This is a genomic window from Marinobacter sp. 1-4A (assembly GCF_016597725.1).
Lineage (GTDB): Bacteria > Pseudomonadota > Gammaproteobacteria > Pseudomonadales > Oleiphilaceae > Marinobacter.
Window position 1 is genome coordinate 1 of sequence record NZ_VCGY01000009.1, and the last position, 22,333, is coordinate 22,333.

Annotated in this window: 19 protein-coding genes; 16 read left to right on the top strand and 3 right to left on the bottom strand. The window is 53.3% G+C overall.

The features are described 5' to 3' along the window. Positions 1-8: 8 nt before the first annotated feature. From FE845_RS19040 to dfrA1, 4 genes are all read left to right on the top strand, one after another. Positions 9-89: a hypothetical protein gene (locus tag FE845_RS19040; protein WP_413785088.1), complete on the top strand. Its 81-nt coding sequence runs from the start codon at positions 9-11 to the stop codon at positions 87-89. Positions 90-189: 100 nt separating this feature from the next. Then, positions 190-606, top strand: coding sequence for a hypothetical protein (locus FE845_RS15960; RefSeq protein WP_200366868.1), 417 nt, complete (start codon positions 190-192; stop codon positions 604-606). A 264-nt stretch (positions 607-870) separates the two neighbouring features. After that, positions 871-1,527: a quinolone resistance pentapeptide repeat protein QnrVC1 gene (locus FE845_RS15965; protein ID WP_000415714.1), complete on the top strand. Its 657-nt coding sequence runs from the start codon at positions 871-873 to the stop codon at positions 1,525-1,527. Between the two features lie 159 nt (positions 1,528-1,686). Beyond that, positions 1,687-2,160: a trimethoprim-resistant dihydrofolate reductase DfrA1 gene (gene dfrA1, locus FE845_RS15970; RefSeq protein ID WP_045340211.1), complete on the top strand. Its 474-nt coding sequence runs from the start codon at positions 1,687-1,689 to the stop codon at positions 2,158-2,160. A gap of 258 nt (positions 2,161-2,418) precedes the next feature. Here the strand turns inward: dfrA1 and FE845_RS15975 are convergent, their stop codons facing one another. Beyond that, positions 2,419-3,720: an IS1380-like element ISMaq4 family transposase gene (locus FE845_RS15975; RefSeq protein ID WP_091812234.1), complete on the bottom strand. Its 1,302-nt coding sequence runs from the start codon at positions 3,718-3,720 to the stop codon at positions 2,419-2,421. Between the two features lie 127 nt (positions 3,721-3,847). Between FE845_RS15975 and bla the strand changes: the two genes are divergently transcribed. From bla to argH, 3 genes are all read left to right on the top strand, one after another. Continuing rightward, on the top strand, positions 3,848-4,732 hold the full coding sequence (bla, locus tag FE845_RS15980) for a class A beta-lactamase (RefSeq protein ID WP_373296682.1): 885 nt from the start codon (positions 3,848-3,850) through the stop codon (positions 4,730-4,732). Between the two features lie 78 nt (positions 4,733-4,810). Continuing rightward, positions 4,811-5,293: a hypothetical protein gene (locus FE845_RS15985; RefSeq protein ID WP_200366870.1), complete on the top strand. Its 483-nt coding sequence runs from the start codon at positions 4,811-4,813 to the stop codon at positions 5,291-5,293. A gap of 336 nt (positions 5,294-5,629) precedes the next feature. After that, positions 5,630-7,033, top strand: coding sequence for an argininosuccinate lyase (argH, locus tag FE845_RS15990; protein WP_200366872.1), 1,404 nt, complete (start codon positions 5,630-5,632; stop codon positions 7,031-7,033). A 51-nt stretch (positions 7,034-7,084) separates the two neighbouring features. On the opposite strand, the gene FE845_RS18940 is transcribed toward argH, so the two are convergent. After that, entirely contained in the window at positions 7,085-9,562 is a 2,478-nt protein-coding gene (locus FE845_RS18940; protein ID WP_200366874.1) for an EAL domain-containing protein, read from the bottom strand. A 118-nt stretch (positions 9,563-9,680) separates the two neighbouring features. On the opposite strand from FE845_RS18940, the gene FE845_RS16000 reads away from it, so the two are divergent. The 8 genes from FE845_RS16000 (at position 9,681) to FE845_RS16035 (ending at position 21,018) form a co-directional block, all read left to right on the top strand. After that, the gene (locus tag FE845_RS16000; RefSeq protein ID WP_200366876.1) at positions 9,681-12,551 is read left to right on the top strand and encodes a class I adenylate cyclase; all 2,871 of its coding nucleotides are present in this window, start codon (positions 9,681-9,683) and stop codon (positions 12,549-12,551) included. Positions 12,552-12,647: 96 nt separating this feature from the next. Further along, positions 12,648-12,827 carry an LPS translocon maturation chaperone LptM gene (lptM, locus tag FE845_RS16005; RefSeq protein WP_200366878.1) on the top strand — a complete coding sequence of 60 codons (180 nt, stop codon included), beginning with the start codon at positions 12,648-12,650 and terminating at the stop codon, positions 12,825-12,827. A 40-nt stretch (positions 12,828-12,867) separates the two neighbouring features. After that, on the top strand, positions 12,868-14,118 hold the full coding sequence (gene lysA, locus FE845_RS16010) for a diaminopimelate decarboxylase (protein WP_200366880.1): 1,251 nt from the start codon (positions 12,868-12,870) through the stop codon (positions 14,116-14,118). Then, positions 14,115-15,050 (top strand): diaminopimelate epimerase, encoded by a 936-nt coding sequence (dapF, locus tag FE845_RS16015; RefSeq protein ID WP_265092064.1) that lies wholly within the window; start codon positions 14,115-14,117, stop codon positions 15,048-15,050. Before lysA ends, dapF begins: the two co-directional genes overlap by 4 nt. Before the next feature lie 19 nt (positions 15,051-15,069). Further along, a complete protein-coding gene (locus FE845_RS16020) occupies positions 15,070-15,816 on the top strand; it encodes a DUF484 family protein (RefSeq protein WP_200366882.1) in 747 nt (248 codons plus the stop codon). Positions 15,817-15,868: 52 nt separating this feature from the next. Next, a complete protein-coding gene (xerC, locus tag FE845_RS16025) occupies positions 15,869-16,792 on the top strand; it encodes a tyrosine recombinase XerC (protein WP_200366885.1) in 924 nt (307 codons plus the stop codon). After that, positions 16,792-18,219 carry a GGDEF domain-containing protein gene (locus FE845_RS16030; protein WP_200366897.1) on the top strand — a complete coding sequence of 476 codons (1,428 nt, stop codon included), beginning with the start codon at positions 16,792-16,794 and terminating at the stop codon, positions 18,217-18,219. The genes xerC and FE845_RS16030 overlap by 1 nt, the downstream gene beginning before the upstream one ends. 15 nt (positions 18,220-18,234) lie before the next feature. Continuing rightward, on the top strand, positions 18,235-21,018 hold the full coding sequence (locus FE845_RS16035) for a transporter substrate-binding domain-containing protein (RefSeq protein ID WP_200366899.1): 2,784 nt from the start codon (positions 18,235-18,237) through the stop codon (positions 21,016-21,018). Positions 21,019-21,059: 41 nt separating this feature from the next. On the opposite strand, the gene FE845_RS16040 is transcribed toward FE845_RS16035, so the two are convergent. After that, on the bottom strand, positions 21,060-21,425 hold the full coding sequence (locus tag FE845_RS16040; RefSeq protein ID WP_227714438.1) for a hypothetical protein: 366 nt from the start codon (positions 21,423-21,425) through the stop codon (positions 21,060-21,062). 225 nt (positions 21,426-21,650) lie between these two features. Here FE845_RS16040 and FE845_RS16045 point away from each other — a divergent pair, with 225 nt between their 5' ends. Next, positions 21,651-22,244, top strand: coding sequence for a hypothetical protein (locus FE845_RS16045; RefSeq protein WP_200366901.1), 594 nt, complete (start codon positions 21,651-21,653; stop codon positions 22,242-22,244). Positions 22,245-22,333: the final 89 nt, after the last annotated feature.

A 22,333-nucleotide genomic window follows, 5' to 3' on the forward strand; every position in this document is an offset into this window, starting at 1 on the left:
AAGACTATATAGAGTGCTTTTATAACAGCCAACGGCTGCACAGTGGCCTTGGTTACCGGACTCCGATAGAGTTCGAGGGAATTAACTGATGGGGCGTGTCCATTTTATTGGGGGAAGTCCATTCCCGGCCTGACGGCCGTCCACCGGACGCCCTTGTCAGGGCGCCGCTTAGCTTCGCGTTAACTGCCTATGAAAGTTTGGAAAAAAGTTGCTACCGTTTTCGGTGTTTTGATTGTTGGCTTTCCGCTAGCAATCGCGGGGCTGTTCATTTATGCAGCGAGCGACATGTGCGGGAACGAAATTTACACAGAGATTGTGTCGCCCAATAAAGAGCGCAAAGCAGTAGTTTTCCAAAGAGATTGTGGAGCAACAACTGGTTTCAGCACGCAGATTTCAATAATTAATTCTGGCGATAGGCTCGAAAATGAGGGCGGCAATATATACATTATCGATGGTCAACCGAAGGATGTCTCCCCTCCTTTAAAATGGGTTTCTAACACAGAACTGAGAATAGAGAGAAGTTTGAACGGTTCTGAATATAAAGCTGAATCTAGTTGGGGTCTTCTGAATAAGGTTAAGGTTACATATGGCGCAGGCGGCAGTTAACAAGTTTGTCAAAAGGACGCTCCTGGCGTCGCGCCTTTTACAAAAGCGTTATGTGCTTTCTCTAAAACAAGCCAGATTCACTGAAACTTTCTTCTGGCTGGCCGCATCGGTCGTTTCGAATTAGTCACCTTTAAAATGCCGTTTTGATGCCTTATTTTGGCTAAAACGGGGTGTTTTAAGTTTCTGTTTTTATTGGTTTTGTTTTTGTTGAGAACTTTCAGGTAAATGATAGTCTTCAAATCAAATGTTTTTTGGAGCCACAGCATGGAAAAATCAAAGCAATTATATAATCAAGTGAACTTCTCACATCAGGACTTGCAAGAACATATCTTTAGCAATTGTACTTTTATACATTGTAATTTTAAGCGCTCAAACCTCCGAGATACACAGTTCATTAACTGTACTTTCATAGAGCAGGGGGCATTGGAAGGGTGCGATTTTTCTTATGCTGATCTTCGAGATGCTTCATTTAAAAACTGTCAGCTTTCAATGTCCCATTTTAAGGGGGCAAATTGCTTTGGTATTGAACTGAGAGATTGTGATCTTAAAGGAGCAAATTTTAGTCAAGTTAGTTTTGTAAATCAGGTTTCGAATAAAATGTACTTTTGTTCTGCATACATAACAGGTTGTAACTTATCCTATGCCAATTTTGAGCAGCAGCTTATTGAAAAATGTGACCTGTTCGAAAATAGATGGATTGGTGCAAATCTTCGAGGCGCTTCATTTAAAGAATCAGATTTAAGCCGTGGTGTTTTTTCGGAAGACTGCTGGGAACAGTTTAGAGTACAAGGCTGTGATTTAAGCCATTCAGAGCTTTATGGTTTAGATCCTCGAAAGATTGATCTTACGGGTGTAAAAATATGCTCGTGGCAACAGGAACAGTTACTGGAGCAATTAGGGGTAATCATTGTTCCTGACTAAGCGCAAGATTCGGCTACGCACATAACAAACGCTTTAAGACGGATTCGCAACGTTTGGCGGTTTTAGTTTGAATTGGCTTTTGTATTTACGGTGTAATAATTGAGTGTTGTGGTAGCGTTGCTCACCACTTAAGCGGGCGTTAACCTCTGAGGAAGAATTGTGAAACTATCACTAATGGTAGCTATATCGAAGAATGGAGTTATCGGGAGTGGCCCTGATATTCCATGGAGTGCCAAAGGTGAACAGCTCCTGTTTAAAGCTATTACCTATAACCAATGGCTGTTGGTTGGACGCAAGACTTTTGAATCAATGGGAGCATTACCCAACCGAAAGTATGCGGTCGTAACACGTTCAAGTTTTACATCTGACAATGAGAACGTATTGATCTTTCCATCAATTAAAGATGCTTTAACCAACCTAAAGAAAATAACGGATCATGTCATTGTTTCAGGTGGTGGGGAGATATACAAAAGCCTGATCGATCAAGTAGATACACTACATATATCTACAATAGACATCGAGCCGGAAGGTGATGTTTACTTTCCTGAAATCCCCAGCAATTTTAGGCCAGTTTTTACCCAAGACTTCGCCTCTAACATAAATTATAGGTACCAAATCTGGCAAAAGGGTTAACAAGTGGCAGCAACGGATTCGCAAACCTGTCACGCCTTTTGTACCAAAAGCCGCGCCAGGTTTGCGATCCGCTGTGCCAGGCGTTATGCAGCTCTAGCCCGGATTTCTCATAGGTCCCCAGCAAGTCTCGCAGACTGTGCGGGTTACCGCCATTACCGCTCATTGGCGGCCGTGACTGATCAATAATCGATCAATTCCTGTTGTCCGGACACACGGCCCCCTTTCCCCCATTGAGTCGGGCCGGGGGAGCCCGGGCTTCTATCCCGGAACCAGTTGACGCACCAGGTCAGAGAGTTCGTCTTTGTAAGGATAGGCATCGCTCATCAACACCCGTATGCGCCGAGTGTTGCGAATGATGACCGCGCCCACCTTGATCAGCTTCAGCCGCAGGTTACTGGCGCTCATTCTCTCGAAGGGCGTCTTCTTCAAGTGGGCCCGTAATCGCTCGAACAGCGTGTAGGCAAAGCCCGACAGGAGCAACCGCCACTGATTGGTCCACCACCGCGTGCTGGAGGTGCGATCTGCGAACAGACACAACTGCTGATCCTTGATCCGGTTTTCCATGTCACCCCGGGCACAGTATTGCTCGTAGTAGAGTTTAACGCCGTCGTCGTAACGGGAACTGATAATGAACCTGGGGTTGGCACCCAGTTCGCCTTCCTCCAGACGCGCGATCACCCAGCGGGGGTGTTTCCAGGTTCGGGCCTGGTACTGGAACCGGTAGGTGGCGGAGACTTTTTCACCCAGTTCGTTGTGAGCCTTGCGAACCAGCATCGAGGGTACGTCTACCTCCTTGAGCAGCCGGCTGTTCTTGCTGATGCCGACCAGATAGTCCACGTTGTTCCGGTCGCACCAGCTCAGCAATCGGGGACGGTAAAAGCCGCTGTCACCCCGGAACACGATGCGGGTATCCGGCCAGTACTGCCGGATGAACTTCACCAGCAGGGCCAGAATGGCCCAGCTATGGCGGCTGTCGCTTCGATTGCTGGTGCGCAGGTAGCTCACCAGCAGATGGCGACCGCAGAACACGTACAGCGGGAAGTAACAATGGTGATCGTAGTAGGCGTTAAAGAACTTGCCGGGCTGGTCGCCATGCACCGGAACGTCGGTGCCATCGAAGTCCAGCACGATTTCCTTGGGTGGGGCGTCGTGCTGCTCAATGAAGTGATGCCACAGCAGTTCGTGGGCCTTGACCACGGCCTGCCGGTCCACGCGCTGCTCCATTCGGCACAGTGTTGATTTGCCCGCTAGAATGGCCGCTTCGCCAGTCGCGGTCTGAAGTGCCTGGTCAGCGCGTAACGTTTCGTGATCGTTCAGATCTTCGTATCCGGCGGCTACGCCAAAGACCCGTTGCCGGATCATGGTTTGAAGCTTGTGGCGAACCAGTACCGGATTACGGGCATCGTCCAGCACCGTAGCCAGGCGCTGAGTGAGCTGGTGTTGGTTGTCGACTTCGCGAAGCAAAAGCAGGCCGGCATCGGAGGTGATATGACCACCGGAGAAATCGGCTTCAATTTGACGGCGAGACAGTGGCGAGAAGGTCAGTTTTTCAGGTACCATTTTGGATAGCGGCTGTTGGTGCTTGGTGAACGGTGTAAGGTCCTGAAACTATAGCACTTTCAGCCGCTTTCTTTTATCCCCTCATGAGAAATCCGAGCTAGGCACGGGTTCTGAATGATTTATGAGAATTGGTTTGATGAAAACAGTTTTAAATTTTTTTGTAGTGTTTTTTATTGCGATATTTCCATCAATTGCACCTGCTGATGATGATAACTCCCTTATCAAAACGGTAGAGCGAATTGCTGACGAGCTAGGCGCTCGGGTGGGTTTTAGTGCTTATGATGTGGAGTCTGATCAGCACTGGGAATATCACGCCGACCAGCGATTTGCGATGTCCAGCACGTTTAAAACGCTTGCTTGTGCCGCCCTGCTTCAACGGGTCGATGCGGGACAGGAGAATCTCGACAGAAAGGTGAGTTTTTCAGAGTCAGATCTCGTTACCTACTCCCCTGTCACGGAGAAATACGCTGGCGGTCAAGCCTTGACCCTTTCGGATCTTTGTGAGGCCGCTCTGACAATGAGCGACAATACAGCTGCAAACTTAATTTTGCGAGTTCTGGGCGGCCCGGCACAAGTTACATCGTTCGCCAGGGGGTTGGGGGATGGTGTAACACGCCTTGATCGGTGGGAAACAGAACTCAATGAGGCTGCACCAAGCGACCAAAGAGATACCACAACTCCAAATGCGATGGTGAAGAATCTTCAGAGTTTGCTGTTAGGCGACGCATTATCTGTAAAGTCTAGAGATCAACTACGGGACTGGCTTGAGAGAAACCAGGTTGCAGATGGACTTTTTAGGGCTGTTGTACCTGAAGGTTGGATTGTTGCAGATCGAACTGGGGCTGGAGGTTTCGGGTCGCGATCTATAACAGCCATAATTTGGCCACCGGAGCGCCAGCCTATCATAGTGGCTTTATACCTTACGGAAACTGAGGCGTCTTTCTCAAAAAGAAATGACGCTATCGCGGAGATAGGCAAAGCGCTAATTTTGACGGTGAACTTCGGCCGGTAAAGCATAACCAACGGCTGTTGTCGGACACGCCTACGCTGCGCTCCGGCGCGCCGCAAAGCCGAGCGTTAGGCTTTGAATATGAGATATAAGGTTTTATTTTTAATCCTGAGTCTGTGTCTTGTGAAAGCAGCATTTGCTGACGAGGTTAATGAGACCATAGCAATTTCGTGTGATTCATCGTCAGAGGAAATGAAGATCACAGCTATCTTTGTTAATTGGGCCCATATGGAAATGAACGAAATACCAGCCGGCTACGATTTGCATCGTCGTTCGTGCAAATTCCTGAATGACACAAAAGCAAAGGTAGCGTTACACGAGGGTGTGGTCTCAGCGCGAGGTCAATGTGGAGCAAACCCGGCAATCGAGCTGCAGATCACTAGTGCAGATGGGAGGTTATTTAAATTCGATTTTTCACCTCGTTGTGGTGGTCTCTTAATTCAATCTGCTGTTATTCACCGAGACCATGTGAATGTCTGCAAATATTCCGAATTAAACCACAAGGCACCCTGGGTGCCAGATAAATTTGCTACAGAACCAAGTTATGAGTGCGAAATATATTGAGCCTAACAAGTGCAGGTTGTCGGACACTTACTACGCTGCGCTCCGTAACTGCCGCAACTGCAAGCGTTATTCCGAAATCTGAACGTTCGCTTTGCGACCTTTACGAACGATTTTAGGCTTTAGGAAAATTTTCCCCATGCCGAGTTCGAACAGCCACCACCCAAGATATGTTTGGCAACCCCCAGTCGTCCTACGATATTTAGCGCGATTCCAGAATCTTGAAGCGTTACAATGAGGACAAAATTACCCGAAAAATAGCAAAAAGTGTCACTTTTACAATTCCACGTAAAAACAGACGCTTAAGCAAAAGTTACATGTTACTATAGGGCTAAACCCATGACGGACCAGAAAAAACCTGATCAAGCCACAAGCTCCGAAAAACCTTGGGGCGGGCGTTTCAGCGAACCTACAGACGCATTTGTGGAGCGCTTTACCGCATCTGTAGGGTTTGATCAGCGCCTGTACCACCACGATATCACTGGCTCTATTGCTCACGCGACCATGCTCGCTGAAGTTGGCGTGCTCACCGTGGAGGAACGCGACAGTATTATTGACGGTCTGAAGGGGGTGAAAGAAGACATTGAAGCAGGGCGCTTCGAGTGGTCAGTAAGTCTTGAAGACGTGCACATGAACATTGAAGCCCAGCTGACCAAGCGTATTGGCATCACCGGTAAAAAGTTGCACACCGGGCGCAGTCGGAACGATCAGGTAGCTACGGACATCCGCCTTTATCTGCGCGATGAAATCGATGTGATTGCGGAGGAGCTTCGTCGTTTGCAAACAGGGCTGTTGGATCTGGCGGAGCGTGAAGCCGATACCATCATGCCCGGCTTTACCCACCTTCAAACAGCTCAGCCGGTAACCTTCGGGCACCACCTGTTGGCTTGGTATGAAATGCTTGTGCGTGATGCTGAGCGTTTGCAAGATTGTCGCAAGCGGGTGAACGTGATGCCTCTGGGCGCGGCGGCTTTGGCTGGCACCACTTACCCCATTGACCGGGCCATGACCGCTCGCCTGCTTGGCTTTGACCGGCCCACGGAAAATTCTCTCGACTCCGTCAGCGATCGGGATTTTGCCATTGAGTTTTGCAGCTTTGCGGCCCTGCTGATGACCCATCTTTCGCGCTTTAGCGAAGAGCTGGTGCTGTGGGCATCTGCTCAGTTTGATTTCATTGACTTGCCGGATCGCTTTTGCACCGGGTCTTCCATTATGCCCCAGAAGAAGAATCCGGATGTTCCGGAACTTGTTCGTGGTAAGACAGGCCGGGTGAACGGCCATCTGATCAGCTTGCTTACTCTGATGAAAAGCCAACCGCTGGCCTACAACAAGGATAATCAGGAAGACAAGGAGCCCTTGTTCGATACCGTGGATACCGTTAAGGGTTGCCTGAAGGCCTACGCGGACATGGTTCCGGCCATTCGCGCCAAGGCTGATAACATGCGCGTGGCGGCCAAACGCGGCTTCTCTACGGCAACGGATTTGGCGGATTATTTGGTCAAGAAGGGTATGCCCTTCCGCGACGCCCACGAAGTTGTCGGCAAGGCCGTGGCGTTCGGCGTGGCCGAAGCGCGGGACCTTTCTGATATGACGCTGGAAGAGCTGAAGCGCTTCTCCGACACAATAGGAGAAGATGTGTTTGATGTACTGACGCTGGAAGGCTCAGTTCAGGCCCGTGACCATCTGGGCGGTACTGCGCCGAATCAGGTACGGGCAGCTGTCGCACGCGCGCGTAAGCTGTAAGGCAGACTTCGCGAACCTAGCCCTGTGCTTATAGGCCAATAAGCACAGGGCTTAGCCGCCAATCCGTCCCGTGGAAAGATCAACAGCCACGGGCTTCAGCTCTGCAAGAGGTTTGGGAGCGCCAATTCTAAAGCCCTGCCCGTAGTGAATGCCCAGAGTGCGGACCTTCCGGAGAATCTCGTCGTTTTCTATGTAAGTAGCCACCGTTATTTTTCCCGCCTCTTGAGCGATCCGCTGCAGAGCTTCCACCATTATTTGTTGAACGGGATCGTTTCCAAGCCTGAGCATTAGGGTGCGATCGAGTTTGATAACGTCTACCGGCAGTCTCGCTGCAAGGCTGAAGCTTTCCACCGAGGCGCCCGCACCGTCCAGAGCGATACGGCAACCAATCCTGTGTAGGTCGTCGCAGAGAACGGCCACCTCATCAGGGTATTGGGTGGCGTGGGCTTCGCGAATTTCAAAGCAGAAACTTTCGGTTGGGTAGTTTGTAACCCTGACCACAGATTCTACGAAATCCGCAAACGTGTCATCCAAAACGCTGGCAAGAGACAGGTTGAACCCACAGTATTTGAGCCTGGGCTCCAGCAGACGGTGGTCGTCCAGCCAGCTGAGTGTTTGCAGAATCACTTGCCTGTCCAGCCGCTTTGCTAGATCAAATCGCTCTGCTGCCGGAAGAAACTGGTCCGGCTGCAGCCGTTGATCCTGCTTGTGGTAGCCGGGGATGCGGCAGAGAATTTCTATATGGTCGCCCCAAGTAACACTGGCAACCGGCCTGAGTGACTGAAATTCAAGAACCAGCGACTGTTGGTCTAGAGCATTGCGTATCTGGTCGACGTATTCATTGCTGTCGTTGCTGTCTGACAGGCGAGATGCGTGGGCGGTGTGGATCCGGTTGCGTCCGGATGTTTTGGCATCGTGACACAGATCTGCCGCTTGCCCCAGCAGTTGTTCGGGGTCGGCAGGGGTGTTTTTGCCCATAATGAGCAAGCCACCACTGGCGGTGGTTTGCAATTGATGGCCTTGCCACTCGAAAACAAAACTTTGGATGACGTTTAGAATGTCGTCTGCGAGTTTACGGGCGCCAGACTCTGTACAGTTTTCAATGAGTAACGCGAAGGTGTCACCAGAAAGCCGCGATACGGTATCTTGTGGACGGCTGCGAACATCGAGGGTGCCAGCCAGTTCCCTAAGGTAGCGGTCGCAAGCACCGTTGCCAGCAATGCTGTTGAAATGCCCGAATGCATCCAGATTCAAATACAACAGACTTGTATCGCTGGCTTTGCCCTCTTTCTGCTCCAGACTCCGCTGGAGGCGGGCGATAAACTCCCTCCGGTTTGTAAGCCCGGTTACCGGATCGTGCCGGTAACGGTACTCGCTGTCACCGGAGTTGCTGGCGCGGTTGCTGATGTTACTGGCCACAACGACTGCGCCCGTGGTTTCGCCTTTGTCGGCATCCTTGTGGGCATTACGGGTTCCCGCTGGATGATCGGTCAAGCGCTGGTAATGAAACTCGTACACCGGCCACTCACCGCTTTGTTGGGTGATGGGCATGTCGACAACGAAACTGTCTTGTTCGAAAGCCCTCCGCCAAAGCCGTTCTGCCAAATGCCGCTCATTGGGGTGCTTTTTCAATAACTGGCTCAGGTTGTCGCCAACTCTGGGTGTCACGCCGTAGATACTGGCAAATAGCCGGGCATAGGGTGTGTTGAAGTGCAGCAGGTTCAGATTTTTATCCACGGCTGCGATCAGCCCGGGGCTTGCTGCAGTGGTGGCGCTTAGAATTTTTTCAGCTCTGGTGCGGGCTTGGTCCCTTTGCATTTCGCCTGTGCGATCAATCAGGGTTCCACCCATTTTTCTTACTTTACCGCCAACTTTGAGAGCCCGGCCGTTCAAAGTGGCACGGATCTTTTTTTCTTTAGCGGTAATCAGGTTTAAATCAATGGTGAAGGGCGCTCCGGTATGGGCACATCGCCGGAACAGAGCTCGAACGCGGTCCTGACCATTTGGACAATAAAACAGGGCCTGTTCAGGTGTAATGCCTGTGCCCGGTTTTAGCTCAAGCAACCGGTATAAACCCTCTGTCCAACTAATTTGGTTGCTGGCGATATCCAGCTCCCAGATACCGAAGCCTGCGGCGCTCTCTGCGTAACGAAGCAGACGGGGATCTATGGCAGAGCTTGCTTCTTGGGTAATGCGGGCGCTGGCCGCTTCGTCTGAATCGCGCATACTGACACGCAATGAGAGGCTAGCCGTGTAGAAAAAACCCTCTTTGTGGCGGAAGGTGACCATCACGGTTTGCCCGCTCTCTAAGCGGTGCCGGTTCACGGGCGCGAAAGGGTCATCCTCTCTGGAGGCTAATATCTTATGAGCTGCAACGCCCTGTAGCTCGCTGGCGTTGTATCCCAGTACTGCCTCAGCATTGTTGTCAGCGAATAGCACCTTACCTTCGTCGTCGACACGTAACAGGGTCTGACGATCGGAACCGGTGGATGTGTCGGCACGATAACGCTGTATGACAAACTCTTTCACTGGGCAGGGCCTCGGATTCTCTTAAGCGTACTTCGCTTTTGTTTTTCTGATGGTTTTGCAACGATGAGTTCATCATACTAATAAATAAACCGGAAAGAACCTCTCTCCCGGAGCTGCCTTGACTGCCCATGCCACACCAATAGCCCTAGATTTTGATGAGGGTATTGACCGCAAAACCCTGCGCCGTCTGCGGGACAGATTCCTCATGGTTAACCGACTGCGTTGGCAGCGAGCCCACTCATCGCTTACATACAGGCAGCAGGTGGTACTCGAAATTCTGCCTCTGGTGTTTCATACAAACCACCCGGCACTGCCCGGCTATCTGGATGTGGATTGCCCCTATGGCCTGAGCCACTATCAGCCGGATGCCGCGACTATTGGCGCAGCACGGCGTTTGGCACGGACTTTCAGCCTTCGGGACGAAGGCAAACGTCGGCCCGATTTGCAGGCGCTGTTCCTGATGGGTAGCCCCGGCACTCTGGGCCATTCTGTCGCCAGTGATCTGGATGTTTGGTTGTGCCATCGCGATGACCTCCCGGAACCGGGTATTCGTCGTCTCGAGCGCAAGGCACAGAAAGTGGCGGAGTGGGCGTCGTCTTTTGGTATCGAGCTGCATGTGTTTGTCTTTTCTGCCGCCGATTGGCGCGAAGGGCGACAGCGTGCAGAGATAAGCGGCGAGAGCTGCGGTAGTGCCCAGCACTACCTCTTATTGGATGAGTTCTACCGCACCAGTATACATTTAGCCGGATGTTACCCTCTTTGGTGGTTGATCCCCTCAGAACAGGAGCAGCACTATCGGCACTGTGTAAACCGGCTGGTGGATTGTCGTTTTATTCGGGGCGACGAATACATCGATTTTGGTGCCGTGCCGTTTATACCCACCACCGAATTTCTCGGTGCGGGAGTGTGGCAGCTCTACAAGGGAATTGATGCGCCCTGGAAGTCGATTCTGAAACTGTTGTTGATTGAATGCTATGCCCAAACGCAAGAGCTACCGGTGTTGTCTCGTGCTTTCAAGCAGGCAGTATTCAGCGGTGTTACCGATGTGGATGCGTTGGACCCCTACGTGATGTTGTACCAGCGACTGGAACATTGGCTAACTGAGACCGGCGCGGATGCGCGGCTGGATTTGGTCCGTCGCAGTTTGTACATCAAAGCGGGGCTGCCGCTCACTCGCGTAGAAGGTGGGGGTGAGCAGGGGACAGACCTTTGGAGAGTCGGGTTGCTACAGAACCTGATAAGCCGTTGGGGTTGGCAGAAAAAGCAGATTGAGCTGCTGGATAATCGGCAGCGCTGGCGGGCGGAAGAGGTTGCCTCCCTGCGCCGGGCGATGGTGTCGGAGCTGACCCACAGCTATCGGCTGCTTTCGAAAATGGCTCGCGATGATGACGAGCAGTCAGCGATTAGCGCTAATGATCTCAACCTTCTTGGTCGAAAGCTCTACGCCGCTTTTCAGCGCAAAGCAGGCAAGATTGAGCAGGTTAACCCTGGGTTGGCACCGTCGCTGGCAGAGGAGAATCTTGCTTTTCACTATCAATCGGATCAGGGCGAGGCGGGATCGGGGTGGCTGCTGTACCGTGACTTGGAAGACCCTCAAGATGCCTTCTGGCTGGCGGCAATAAGGCGTTCCGGTAATCTTGCTGAGCTGGTGGCTTGGTGCTATTTCAACGGTTTGCTGACTCGTTCAACCCGCCTCAATGTTCGTGCTGAGCAGGGCGTTGCCTCGGTCAGTGAGTTGCGTGAAATGCTGGATGCGCTCGCAAGCTTTGTGCCTTTTCCTGTGCCGCCAGCAGAGCGCGACGCTCTGGCCCGTGGCGTTCGCCCGCTGCGTAACCTTCTTCTGATCAATGTGGGCGTTGATCCGCAAGCTCATCTTACAGAGTTGGGGCTGCACAAATTGAGTGCCCGGCACGATTCTCTGGGCTTCAGTGGTGGGCGAGAGAATCTGGTTGTTACTATCGATCACATTACACTCAATAGCTGGCACGAAGTTAGTCTTCAGCATTACGCTTCCGGCGACACGTTAATACAGTGTTTGAAGAATGTGCTCGCCTCAGTGGCATTGGCACCCCACAACATTCCCGATATGAGCGTGCATAGCCATAACCGAGGACATGGCGGCGCCATTGCGCGTAGAGTGCGCGAGCTGTTTGCCGATGTGTTGCGCCAGTTTTTTGCGGGTGGTAGCGGGCCGCATCCCCTACGTTATGTTATTGAAATGGATCGCCGGTACTTCTTGCTGGAGTTCAATAGCTCAGAGCCCGGATTTATAGTGCTTGAAAGCTTGTCCACACTGATGGACTGCCTCGCCCAGCCACGGGATACCTATCTACCCATTGTGTTTGATCGCCATGCGCTGCTGGATCAACCGGCTCTGCGGGCGGTCTGCCAAGCCAGCGAACCAGACAGCATTCAGGTTTTTTATGTTATTCGCAGTGGGCAGGCTCAGATTTGGGTGATTGATGAGCGCGGCTCATTGTTCAGTTGGACTCAGCTGGTCACCAATCGCCGCCATCTTATGACACCCTTGCTGCGCTTTCTGGAAAATCTGCTGGAGCGCCGCACGCTGCGCACCAGCGAAGTGCCCGTCGCTCTGGCTGGAGTGCGTTGCTACGAATTGGTTGTAAGTAACGGGCTTTGGCGGCCAGAATATCGACCGCAACCGGATGCCGGGGGTCGGCTGCCGGGTTTTGAAGTGCAAGCCGTCGGCATTCAGGAGGGTGATAGCCGTGTTCGCTTTGATCTGTACTGCGCAGAGCAGGAGTTTACGGAGCTGCAATACGGCGACCAGCTAATTCGGGCGGTTGCCCACTACATCCATTCGCTGCGCCAAAGCAGCGACCGCTATCCAATCTATCTTACGGACGTGCACTTGCCTCACGACTTGGATCCAAGGGTATATCAACGCGACATACAGACCAGCCAATACCTCTATTACCGCACTTTTCTGGAGGAAGCCTTAAACCGTGAATTGGACACGTTTCAATAGCCTGTCGTTCTCGCGGTGCAGGGCGAGGGTCAGGTATACTTTCGTTATTATCAACTCTCGATATGAATTCTTACTATAAACTGAAAGGTGCCAAGTATGCGGGCAGTGAACATGCCGATCGTGATACTGGTTGTGGCAACTGCGCTGGGAGGCTGCGGCCAAAAAGGGCCGCTATACCGGGAGAATCCGGATGTATCCGGATCTGTCGCCGGTAAACCCGTCAGCGCCGAAGCGCAAACCGAGCGCTCGGGCGACCGCAACCCAGACGAGCAATAGTTCTGCCGATACCAGCACCGCGACACGAATCAGGAATCAAATGGATCATTTCAACTACCGTGACGGCGAACTTTACGCCGAAGATGTACCTGTCTCCTCCATTGCCGAGCGCTTTGGTACGCCAGCTTATGTATATTCCAGGGCGGCTCTTGAACAGCACTACAAAGCCTATGACGACGCCCTGAAGGGGCGCAAGCTCCTTGTGTGTTATGCCGTTAAAGCCAACAGTAATCTGGCCGTGCTGAATGTACTTGCGCGCTTGGGCGCAGGTTTTGACATTGTCTCTGCCGGTGAGCTGGAGCGGGTTCTGCGTGCAGGCGGCGATGCAAGCAAGGTTGTGTTTTCCGGTGTTGGAAAGCAGGAATGGGAAATGCGCAGGGCACTAGAGGCGGGTGTTCGCTGCTTTAACGTGGAGTCTGATACCGAACTGGACAGGCTCAATGCGGTGGCTGGCGAGTTGGGCGTTAAAGCCCCGGTGTCGCTTCGTGTGAATCCGGATGTCGATGCCGGAACGCACCCATACATCTCTACGGGCCTGAAAGAAAACAAGTTCGGTATTGATATCACAGAGGCGCCAGCAGTCTACGCGCGCGCAGCAACCCTGCCGAATCTGGATATTCAAGGCGTGGATTGCCACATAGGTTCGCAGCTTACCTCTGTGTCTCCATTTATGGACGCCCTCGACAGGGTCTTGGCTCTGGTCGACGAACTGGCAAGAAGTGGCATCCATATCCGGCATCTTGATATGGGTGGTGGTCTGGGCGTTACCTATAACGATGAGCAGCCGCCCAAACCCTCTGACTATGTCCGCGCTTTGGATGAACGCATTGGTGACCGTAAGTTGGAGTTGGTTCTTGAGCCGGGGCGTTCCATTGCGGCGAATGCCGGTATCCTGATTACCCGCGTGGAATTTCTGAAGTGCACGGAGCACCGTAATTTTGCGATTATTGATGCCGCTATGAATGACCTGATTCGCCCGGCGCTCTACAGCGCCTGGCAGGCCATTGTTCCAGTAAAACCCCATCTGGACGCGGAAGAAAAGGTCTGGGACTTGGTTGGCCCCGTGTGTGAAACCGGGGATTTTCTTGGCAAAGACCGCCCCCTCCGGCTGAATGCCGGGGACCTTCTAGCTGTGCGCTCTGCCGGTGCCTATGGCTTTGTGATGAGCTCCAACTACAACACCCGAAACCGCCCGCCTGAGCTGATGGTGGATGGTGATCAGGTGCACGTAGTTCGCCGTCGTGAAACCATTCAGGACCAGCTCGCGCCCGAAAACTGCCTGCCAGAATGAGCGGCGGACAGGATACGGGCCAGCAGCGCCGAAACCAGGGCCCGCTGTTACGGTTCAGCAAGATGCACGGGCTGGGCAATGATTTCATGGTAATCGATGCCATCAGTCAACCGTTTAGGTTGCGCCCGGAAATGATTAGGGAACTGGCAGACCGGAATTTTGGTGTTGGTTTCGACCAGCTTTTGGTTGTGGAGCCGCCCGGGCTGCCGGATGTGGATTTTCGTTACCGCATCTTCAACGCCGATGGCTCGGAAGTTGAGCAGTGTGGCAATGGCGCCCGATGCTTCGCCAAGTTCGTGCGCGACCAGCGCCTGACGAATAAAAAGATCATCCGTGTGCAGACGGCCAGTGGCGTGATTGAGCTACGTGCGGTTAAAGACAGCATGGTGGTGGTCAATATGGGCGTGCCGGAGCTGAATCCGGCGGCGATTCCGTTTGCTGCCGAACGCCGCAAAGACGTTTACACCGTAGACGTGGGTGCGGAGCCCGTTGAGCTCAGTGCTGTGTCTATGGGTAACCCCCATGCGGTCATTGTGGTTGAAGACGTGGACTCTGCGCCAGTGTCAGAGCTTGGCTCGCGTCTGGAAAAGCACCCAAGATTTCCATCGCGAGCCAACATTGGTTTTTTGCAGATAGTTAGCCGCAATCAGGTGCGCCTGAGGGTCTATGAGCGTGGTTCGGGCGAAACGCTTGCCTGTGGTAGCGGAGCTTGCGCGGCAGTGGTGGCAGGTCGTTTGCGGGGCCTGCTGGATGACCGAGTGGAGGTTGAACTGCGTGGCGGGCGGCTGGTCATTGAATGGCAGGGTGAGGGGTCGCCTGTTATGATGGAAGGGCCTGCTACGAGTGTATTTGAAGGGCAGTTGAGACTGCCTAGTGATTCAAGCGGTAGCCGGCGCCGAAAGCCCAGCCGCCCAAACAAACAACGGATCTGACGACAGCCAGGAGAGCACAATGACAGACCAAACGGCCCACCAGAAGGCCGGAGAGCTCACCCGCGAAGCCGTGGCTGAGTACCTAAAGCACAACCCTGATTTTTTTGTCGATCAGGATGAGCTTTTGCGCAGCCTGACACTGCCCCACGACAGTGGCCGGGCGATCTCTTTGGTTGAGCGGCAGGTGCACCTGTTTCGCGAACAGCGGGATACGCTCCGCCATGAACTTGTAGAGCTGGTGTCCATTGCCCGCCACAACGACCGTTTGTTTGAAAAGAGCAAGCGGCTGTTGATGCAAGTGATCGAAGCCCGCAATCTAATGGATATGGCATCCGCTATTGATGACAGCATTCGCGGCGACTTCGGGTTAGACGCAGCGTCGGTTATTTTGTTTGCCGATGGGGATGTGCTCGGAAACTCTCAGGGTGCTCTGCATGTTGTGAGCCCTGCGGATGCACAAGAGCGCCTTGGTAATCTTTTGGAAGGCAGCCGCGCAGTCTGTGGCCAGTTTCGTGAGAGCGAGCGTGAGTTCCTGTTCCCGGATCGGGACGAGCCCATTGCTTCTGTGGCTTTGGTTCCTTTGCGCCATGACGAACTGGTGGGAGTGTTTGCGGTCGGAAGTTGTCAGCCTGGTTACTTTGATCAAAGCATGGGTTCACTGTTTCTCAGTTACATCAGTGACACCCTAAGCCGATTACTGCCACCCATGGTGCGCCGCCATACTACGGCCGCTCCAGTTGCCGACCTCGCGACGGAGTCCCGCTAGAGTGATCGCTTCGCCCGCCCCAACTCTCGTACCTGATGAGTTGAGCGGGTGCATGACCGCCTTCATACAACATCTTGCATCCGAGAAGCGCCACTCGCCCCGAACCTGTGACAGCTATCAGCGCGATCTGCAGCGGCTGGCCATCTGGCTTGTGGAGCAGGGCAACCCTGAATGGCGCAACGTTAGCGGTTATGATCTGCGCCGTTACGTAGCCAACCTTAGCCGTGCTGGGTTGAGTGGTCGTAGCATTGCGCGCCATCTGTCCGCCATACGTCGTTTTTATCAGTATTTGTTACGAGAACGCCTAGCCACAGACAACCCAGCCCTAGACATTCGTGCGCCGAAAAGCAGCCGGCGTTTGCCCGGTGTGGCCGACGTCGATCAGCTCAATTCTCTACTGGATGCCGTGCCGGGCGACCCTTTGGAAGTTCGCGACCGATGCATGTTCGAGCTGATGTATTCTTCGGGCCTGCGTTTGGCAGAATTGGCCAGCTTGGATATCGATGCCGTTGATTGCCACGGTGGCGAAGCGAGGGTTGTCGGGAAAGGCGGCAAAACACGATTGCTCCCTGTTGGACGAAAAGCGCTGGAAGCCATAGCCCAGTGGTTGCCCATTCGCGCAGCGCTTGCCCCGGAAGCTGAGCCCGCTCTGTTTGTAAGTCGCCGGGGTGATCGCATCAGTCACCGCAGTATTCAGGCCAGACTCAGTCGCTGGGGCGTGGTAAAAGGTGCAGACCAGAAACTCCACCCACATATGCTCCGGCATTCCTTTGCCAGCCACATGCTTGAATCCAGTGGTGATTTGCGTGCGGTTCAGGAATTGCTGGGTCATGCGGACATTGCTACAACTCAGGTCTATACTCATCTTGATTTCCAGCATTTGGCCCGGGTTTACGACCAGAGCCACCCCAGAGCGCGCCGACGCAAATCGCGTGACTACAACGAACAGAACGCCGGACAAGAAGGAACTACTTGATGTCATCGGATCAGACCTGGAAGGACAAGTACTTCCAGGAACTTGAATCTGCAGAGCAGAGGGAAGAGCATTGGAAAGCCGAGCGCAATACTCTGGAGCGTATGCTGGTGCGTACCAGCCTTGCATCTGCAGGCCAAACACCCGAGCTGGACCGCCTACTTGATCAAATAAGATCTGACCTGCGCAAAGGCAAAGTTGAGGTGGATAGCTGGCGGCATTTGCAGGAACAAATAGATCGCCAGATCGCACTGCTGGACGATATGCCCGCTGCGACAGCCAGTCATTCCCATAACCCCTCGGCCGCGATGGTTGAAGGCGAAAACACCGTAAGTGAGAGTGCGAGCGAGACAGGTTCACTTGAGCCGGCCCCCAGTGTTGAAGATCAGAGCCAGCAGCTGCGAATCGCCCGACGTGTTGGTCACCTCCTTGGGCAGTTGCTTAGTCAGGTTTCTTTGGAACCGGATGCCGAGTCGCGGGCGCGAAACCTTCAAAAAGCACTGCTTTCGAGTGGCAACTGGGATGAGTTGCGGGACGGGCTGAATCAGGTGGCAGACCTGATTGTGGCCGCTGTTACCCGCAGCCAGCGCGAGTTTGAAGCCTTTCTCAAGCGCCTTGATGAACGACTTGAGTCCTTGCAGGAGCATTTTTCCCAGCAATCATCGGCGCAGTCTAGCCGTCAGGTGGCAGCCGAAACGTTGGACCGCAATATTCGTGAGGAGATTGAGCAGCACATCGAGGCAAGTGGCGACCTTCATGAGCTAAAACAGTCTGTCACTAGCCACTTGGAGTCTATTGGTCAGGCCGTTGGGCGTTTCCGGATTGAAGAAACGGAGCGGGAAAAAGTGCTGTCTGAACAACTAGCCGCCATGCAGGAAAAAATGGCGGCCATGGAAGCACACTCTGAACAAATGCAGGGGCAGGTAAAAAAGGAACGTGCGCGCGCCATTACCGATTTGCTCACACAGTTGCCCAATCGTGAAGCCTGGCAAGAGCGCCTGTCTTTTGAATTCAATCGCTGGAAACGTTATCAGTATCCACTAACCATTGGGGTTTTGGATATCGACTTGTTCAAGCGTATTAACGACTCTTACGGGCACAAAGCGGGGGATAGAGTGCTTCAACTGGTGGCTAGGGAAATCAAAAAACGGCTACGCAAAACAGATTTCGTCGCCCGCTTTGGTGGCGAAGAGTTTGCGCTGCTGTTCCCGGAAACGCACGCTGAAAATGCTCGTGCAGTGCTGGACAAGCTGCGTGCCCATGTCAGCGCGCTACCGTTTCACTTTGGCGGCGAGCCAGTCACCATTACCTTCTCCAGCGGCTTGGCGGCCTTCAACCCCGATGATACAGAAGAGTCGGTCTTTGATAGAGCCGACAGGGCACTCTATCTTGCCAAGGACAATGGCCGGAACTGTATTAAGATCGGTTAGTTCTGAGGATATCCCGTGAAGGCCACCCCGTTCGTTTTAGCTTTCTGGCTGCTTCTAACCTGCCAACCTGCGGCACTGGCAGACCCACCCCAGACATCACCCGCGCCGGTATTGGGTAATGAAGACCTGAGCTGGGTGGCCGAACAGGAAATACTCCGCATTGGTGTGCGCGCAGAGCAAGTACCTCTTGTTTTCGACACCGGCAACGGTGATCTTGCAGGCACTTATATCGACTACCTTGCCCGCCTCTCCAGTAAGCTCGGCCTGCCCATTGAGCCAGTCGTAGTGAATACCGGCGACAATTCGGAGCCCCAGCTTGCGCAGCCCAGAGCCGATGCCTTGCTAACCACAAGAATCCCGGGAACACCTATACCGAATGGCACCCGGTTTACCAACCCATTGATGACGCTCACCTATGGCCTGTTTGTCAGTGCAGGCGATGCCGCCATCCGTTCATTGGCCGACCTTGAGAATGGTCGCATAGCGGTTGTGGAAGGCGACCCCAACCAGTATGACATGCTTGATTCTGTCGAGAGTTTTACACCGGTGCCGGTACAAAGCCTGGGCGAAGCCGTTAGCCGTGTGTTGTCTGGTCAAGCCGATGCCTTTCTCGGGCCGGTGCCAGTGGTGTCGGATTATCTGCAATCAGCCATGATAAACGGTATTGGTCTATCCGTGCTGCTTGATCAGAAATCTGTCGATGTGGTGTTTCAGGTGGATGACAGCAATGAACCTTTGTTCCGTGTGCTGAATCAGACTGTGGGGGCTATCACCCATAACGAACACCGGGTTATTCGGCAGTCTTGGCTACAGGTGGATCTTTCTGCGTTGGAGCAGAGCGGGGTGGAACTGTCAGCTTCGGATGTTGATTGGCTTAAACGCCACCCTGAACTCTCGGTCGCTTATCGCTCCGACTGGCCGCCGTTCGAATACGAACAGGACGGCCGCCCCACCGGCCTTGTACCGGATCTGGTTGCGCGCCTTGAAAACCAACTGGGTGTCCGGTTTGAAAGGAAAATACTGGAAGACCGGGTAACCGCTGAGCAGGCGCTGGTTTCCGGAGGCGTGGATATTCTGCCTGGTTTGTCCCGCACACCGCGAACCCAAGAGTCCTTTCTCTTTACCCGGGCCTATGTGAACGTGCCAATTGCTTTGGCTATCCGCGATGACGGGCGCTTTATCGGAGATTTGCGGGAACTGCGGAGTGAGCGCGTGGGCGTGGTAAACCGCCATGCGGCACACGACTATCTGCTGATTAACCATCCAAACCTAGATCTTTACCCTATGACAACGGTCGAGGATGGGCTGCTAGCGCTCTCCAATGGCGACCTTGATGTCATGGTGACCCATATTCCGGCAGTCAGCTATACCGTCGCCAGACTTGGACTTTCCAATCTTCGAATTACCAGCATTACACCTTACCAATACGACCTCCGGCTAGCCGTCCGTAAAGACAGCCCGGAACTGCACCGAATTCTTAACAAAGCTCTGGGCAGCCTGAAGCCTACTGACACAGAGGCCATTTACAACCGCTGGATTCACCTCGATATCGAACAGGAAGCGGACTATACAGTGGTGCGGCGGGTTGTTCTGATCGCCATTGTAGTGGTGCTGATCTTCCTTTATTGGAATCGCAAACTGTCGCGGGAAGTGGACGAGCGCATTCGCTCTGAAAACGCTTTGCGCCGAAGCGAAGATGAATTGAGGGCCGCCAAACTGGAGGCGGAGCGCTTAGCCCGGGAGGCAGAGGCGGCAAGCCGCACCAAGAGTGAGTTTCTCGCCAACATGTCCCATGAGATCCGAACACCCATGAATGCGGTGATCGGCTACAGTGATTTGCTCAGCAACAGTGTGACCGATCCCCAGCAGCGTAACTACTTGGATGCCATCCGGGCCGGAAGCCGCAGCCTACTGATGTTGATCAACGATATTCTTGATCTCTCCCGAATTGAAGCTGGCAAAATGCGGCTGGATTATTCGCCGGTATCCGTGCGTAGACTGCTGGATGATGTTCGGCATATTTTTGATCTGCGCGCACGGGAACAAGGCATCACTCTGGAAGTAAGCGTTGGCTCCAATATGCCGGTGGCAATGATGCTGGATGAAACCCGTTTTCGGCAGGTGTTGTTTAATCTAGTGGGTAACGCTATTAAGTTCACTCACGAAGGCGGCGTAGCTGTGCGGGCAACCGTCAAACCGGTTGAAGATGAATCCGGGGAAGCACCAGAGCACCAAAGTTACCGGCTCACGGTGAAGGTAAAAGACTCAGGTATCGGGATCTCCCCCGACCAACGCGATCGCATTTTTGATGCTTTCGAGCAACAGGAAGGGCAGAACACTCGTCGTTATGGTGGCACAGGGCTAGGCCTCGCCATCAGTCGTAAGCTGGCCCGGATGATGGGGGGCGAATTGGAAGTAGAAAGTGAGCCGGATAGCGGATCTGTTTTTACGCTTACGCTGCCCAACGTTCAATCGACCGGTGAGCAGGCGGAAGATGAAGGTGAAACCAAGGAATCCGAACGCTTGTTGGCACAGACACTGAGTATTCAAGAGCGCGGCTGGTTGCGAGAGCAACTGACGGCAGATTTTGGTGACGAGTGGGAGGCCGTGCGGGAAAGTGGTGATCCGGAAGAAATGAGAGATTTCGCCCGCCGCGTGTTGGCGTGGGGGGAGCGTTACCGCTCCCGGTCAGTAACGCGTTTTGGTGAGAAGCTGCTGGCGGACGTTGAGGCGTTCAATCTCGATTCGGTTAACAGTGCGCTGGATCTGTTTCCTCAATTATTGGGCCGTGAAGAATGAGTTGAATGGGCGCTTCCATAATTCAACGCTGGCCCAATCGTTTAGAGGCAATCAAATTGGGAGCGGCGGTCAAAGGCTACAGAAACCATATCGTAGCCGGAGTCAGACAGGTTGCGGATCAGTTCGCGGTCTTTTAACAAAGCCATGCAGACTTTGTGAACGCTGGCTTGAAGCTGTTCCGATGCCAGCTGATTGGCCGTAAGGCGGAAATCGACGATGAGATACTTGCGGTCGACGGCAGAGGTCACGGGAATATCTTCACGCTCAACACTTTCGTAGCCAATGTAGGTTGCCTGATCCTTCGGGAACACTTGGCTCATTACGATATCCAAATTCTCCGCTTGGGCCGTTGGCGTAGCAAGTGCAGCAGCAAATGTTGCGATGTGGATCAGGCTCTTGATGTTCATGTAGGCTTGCTCCCCGAATGTAGCGTTCGGATGCGTGTAACGGATTGTAATGTTTCGTTACGGGGATTATTGCAAAAACTGTCGCTTATTGCGTGGTATTAGGTCCGCTTTTTTCAATTGTTTGCAGTTTGCATGCATTAGGGTTTTTGCTCGATTACAAAGGGCTCCCATGAACGTGGCCTATCAACTATTATGAAACCAAAACTGACGGCAGGAGACTTGCCCATGTTTCAGCTCGTATTCAAGGGAGAGTGCGTCCCTGGCACAGATATGACCACCGCGCGGAACAATGCCCGCGCTTTGTTCAAGGCCAGTGTTGAACAAATTGAGCGCATGTTCAGCGGCAGTCCGGTGGTGATCCGCAACAAGCTCGATGAAGAACAGGCCGAAAAATATCGACAGGTGCTGAACAAGCACGGCATGGTTGCCTATGTTCAGCCTATGCCGGGCAGCCAACCTCCGGAAAAGCCCGCGCCTGCACCCGAGCCCACTGGCACTGCACCCAGTACCATAAACACGGCTTCCCAACCTGCAAGTTCGCAGCCCCGCACCAACACCCCGAGTGTTGAACCGGGTGATCGCTTGCCGGTAGCGGGAGACAAAGTCGATGAGATTCTTGCCGGGTCGGCGCTTGGGCTCGACCCGGTCGGTGTGACTCTGGTGGAACCGGAGGAAGCAGAGCCGCCCATGTTTCAACACCTTGATGACTGGACACTGGCCCCGGCCGGCAGCGATATCGGCGTCGAGCGGGACTTGCCGCCACCCATGGTGCCGGACGTATCGCATCTTTCATTGGCAGATGACGAGTCAAAAAAGTAATGGGCGTGGAGTGCATAGGGTTTGTTAGGTTTTGAAGTGGCTCTCGGTAGTATCACTTACCTGTCTGATTTTAACGGCCCCCAAAGCAC

What these genes read in the sequence shown, in the direction of transcription:
- FE845_RS15960 (WP_200366868.1), top strand. Translation starts at nt 190, where the DNA reads ATGAAAGTTTGGAAAAAAGTTGCTACCGTTTTCGGTGTTTTGATTGTT.
- FE845_RS15965 (WP_000415714.1), top strand. Translation starts at nt 871, where the DNA reads ATGGAAAAATCAAAGCAATTATATAATCAAGTGAACTTCTCACATCAG.
- FE845_RS15975 (WP_091812234.1), bottom strand. Translation starts at nt 3,720, where the DNA reads ATGGTACCTGAAAAACTGACCTTCTCGCCACTGTCTCGCCGTCAAATT.
- FE845_RS15985 (WP_200366870.1), top strand. Translation starts at nt 4,811, where the DNA reads ATGAGATATAAGGTTTTATTTTTAATCCTGAGTCTGTGTCTTGTGAAA.
- argH (WP_200366872.1), top strand. Translation starts at nt 5,630, where the DNA reads ATGACGGACCAGAAAAAACCTGATCAAGCCACAAGCTCCGAAAAACCT.
- lptM (WP_200366878.1), top strand. Translation starts at nt 12,648, where the DNA reads ATGCGGGCAGTGAACATGCCGATCGTGATACTGGTTGTGGCAACTGCG.
- lysA (WP_200366880.1), top strand. Translation starts at nt 12,868, where the DNA reads ATGGATCATTTCAACTACCGTGACGGCGAACTTTACGCCGAAGATGTA.
- dapF (WP_265092064.1), top strand. Translation starts at nt 14,115, where the DNA reads ATGAGCGGCGGACAGGATACGGGCCAGCAGCGCCGAAACCAGGGCCCG.
- FE845_RS16020 (WP_200366882.1), top strand. Translation starts at nt 15,070, where the DNA reads ATGACAGACCAAACGGCCCACCAGAAGGCCGGAGAGCTCACCCGCGAA.
- xerC (WP_200366885.1), top strand. Translation starts at nt 15,869, where the DNA reads ATGACCGCCTTCATACAACATCTTGCATCCGAGAAGCGCCACTCGCCC.
- FE845_RS16030 (WP_200366897.1), top strand. Translation starts at nt 16,792, where the DNA reads ATGTCATCGGATCAGACCTGGAAGGACAAGTACTTCCAGGAACTTGAA.
- FE845_RS16040 (WP_227714438.1), bottom strand. Translation starts at nt 21,425, where the DNA reads ATGAACATCAAGAGCCTGATCCACATCGCAACATTTGCTGCTGCACTT.
- FE845_RS16045 (WP_200366901.1), top strand. Translation starts at nt 21,651, where the DNA reads ATGTTTCAGCTCGTATTCAAGGGAGAGTGCGTCCCTGGCACAGATATG.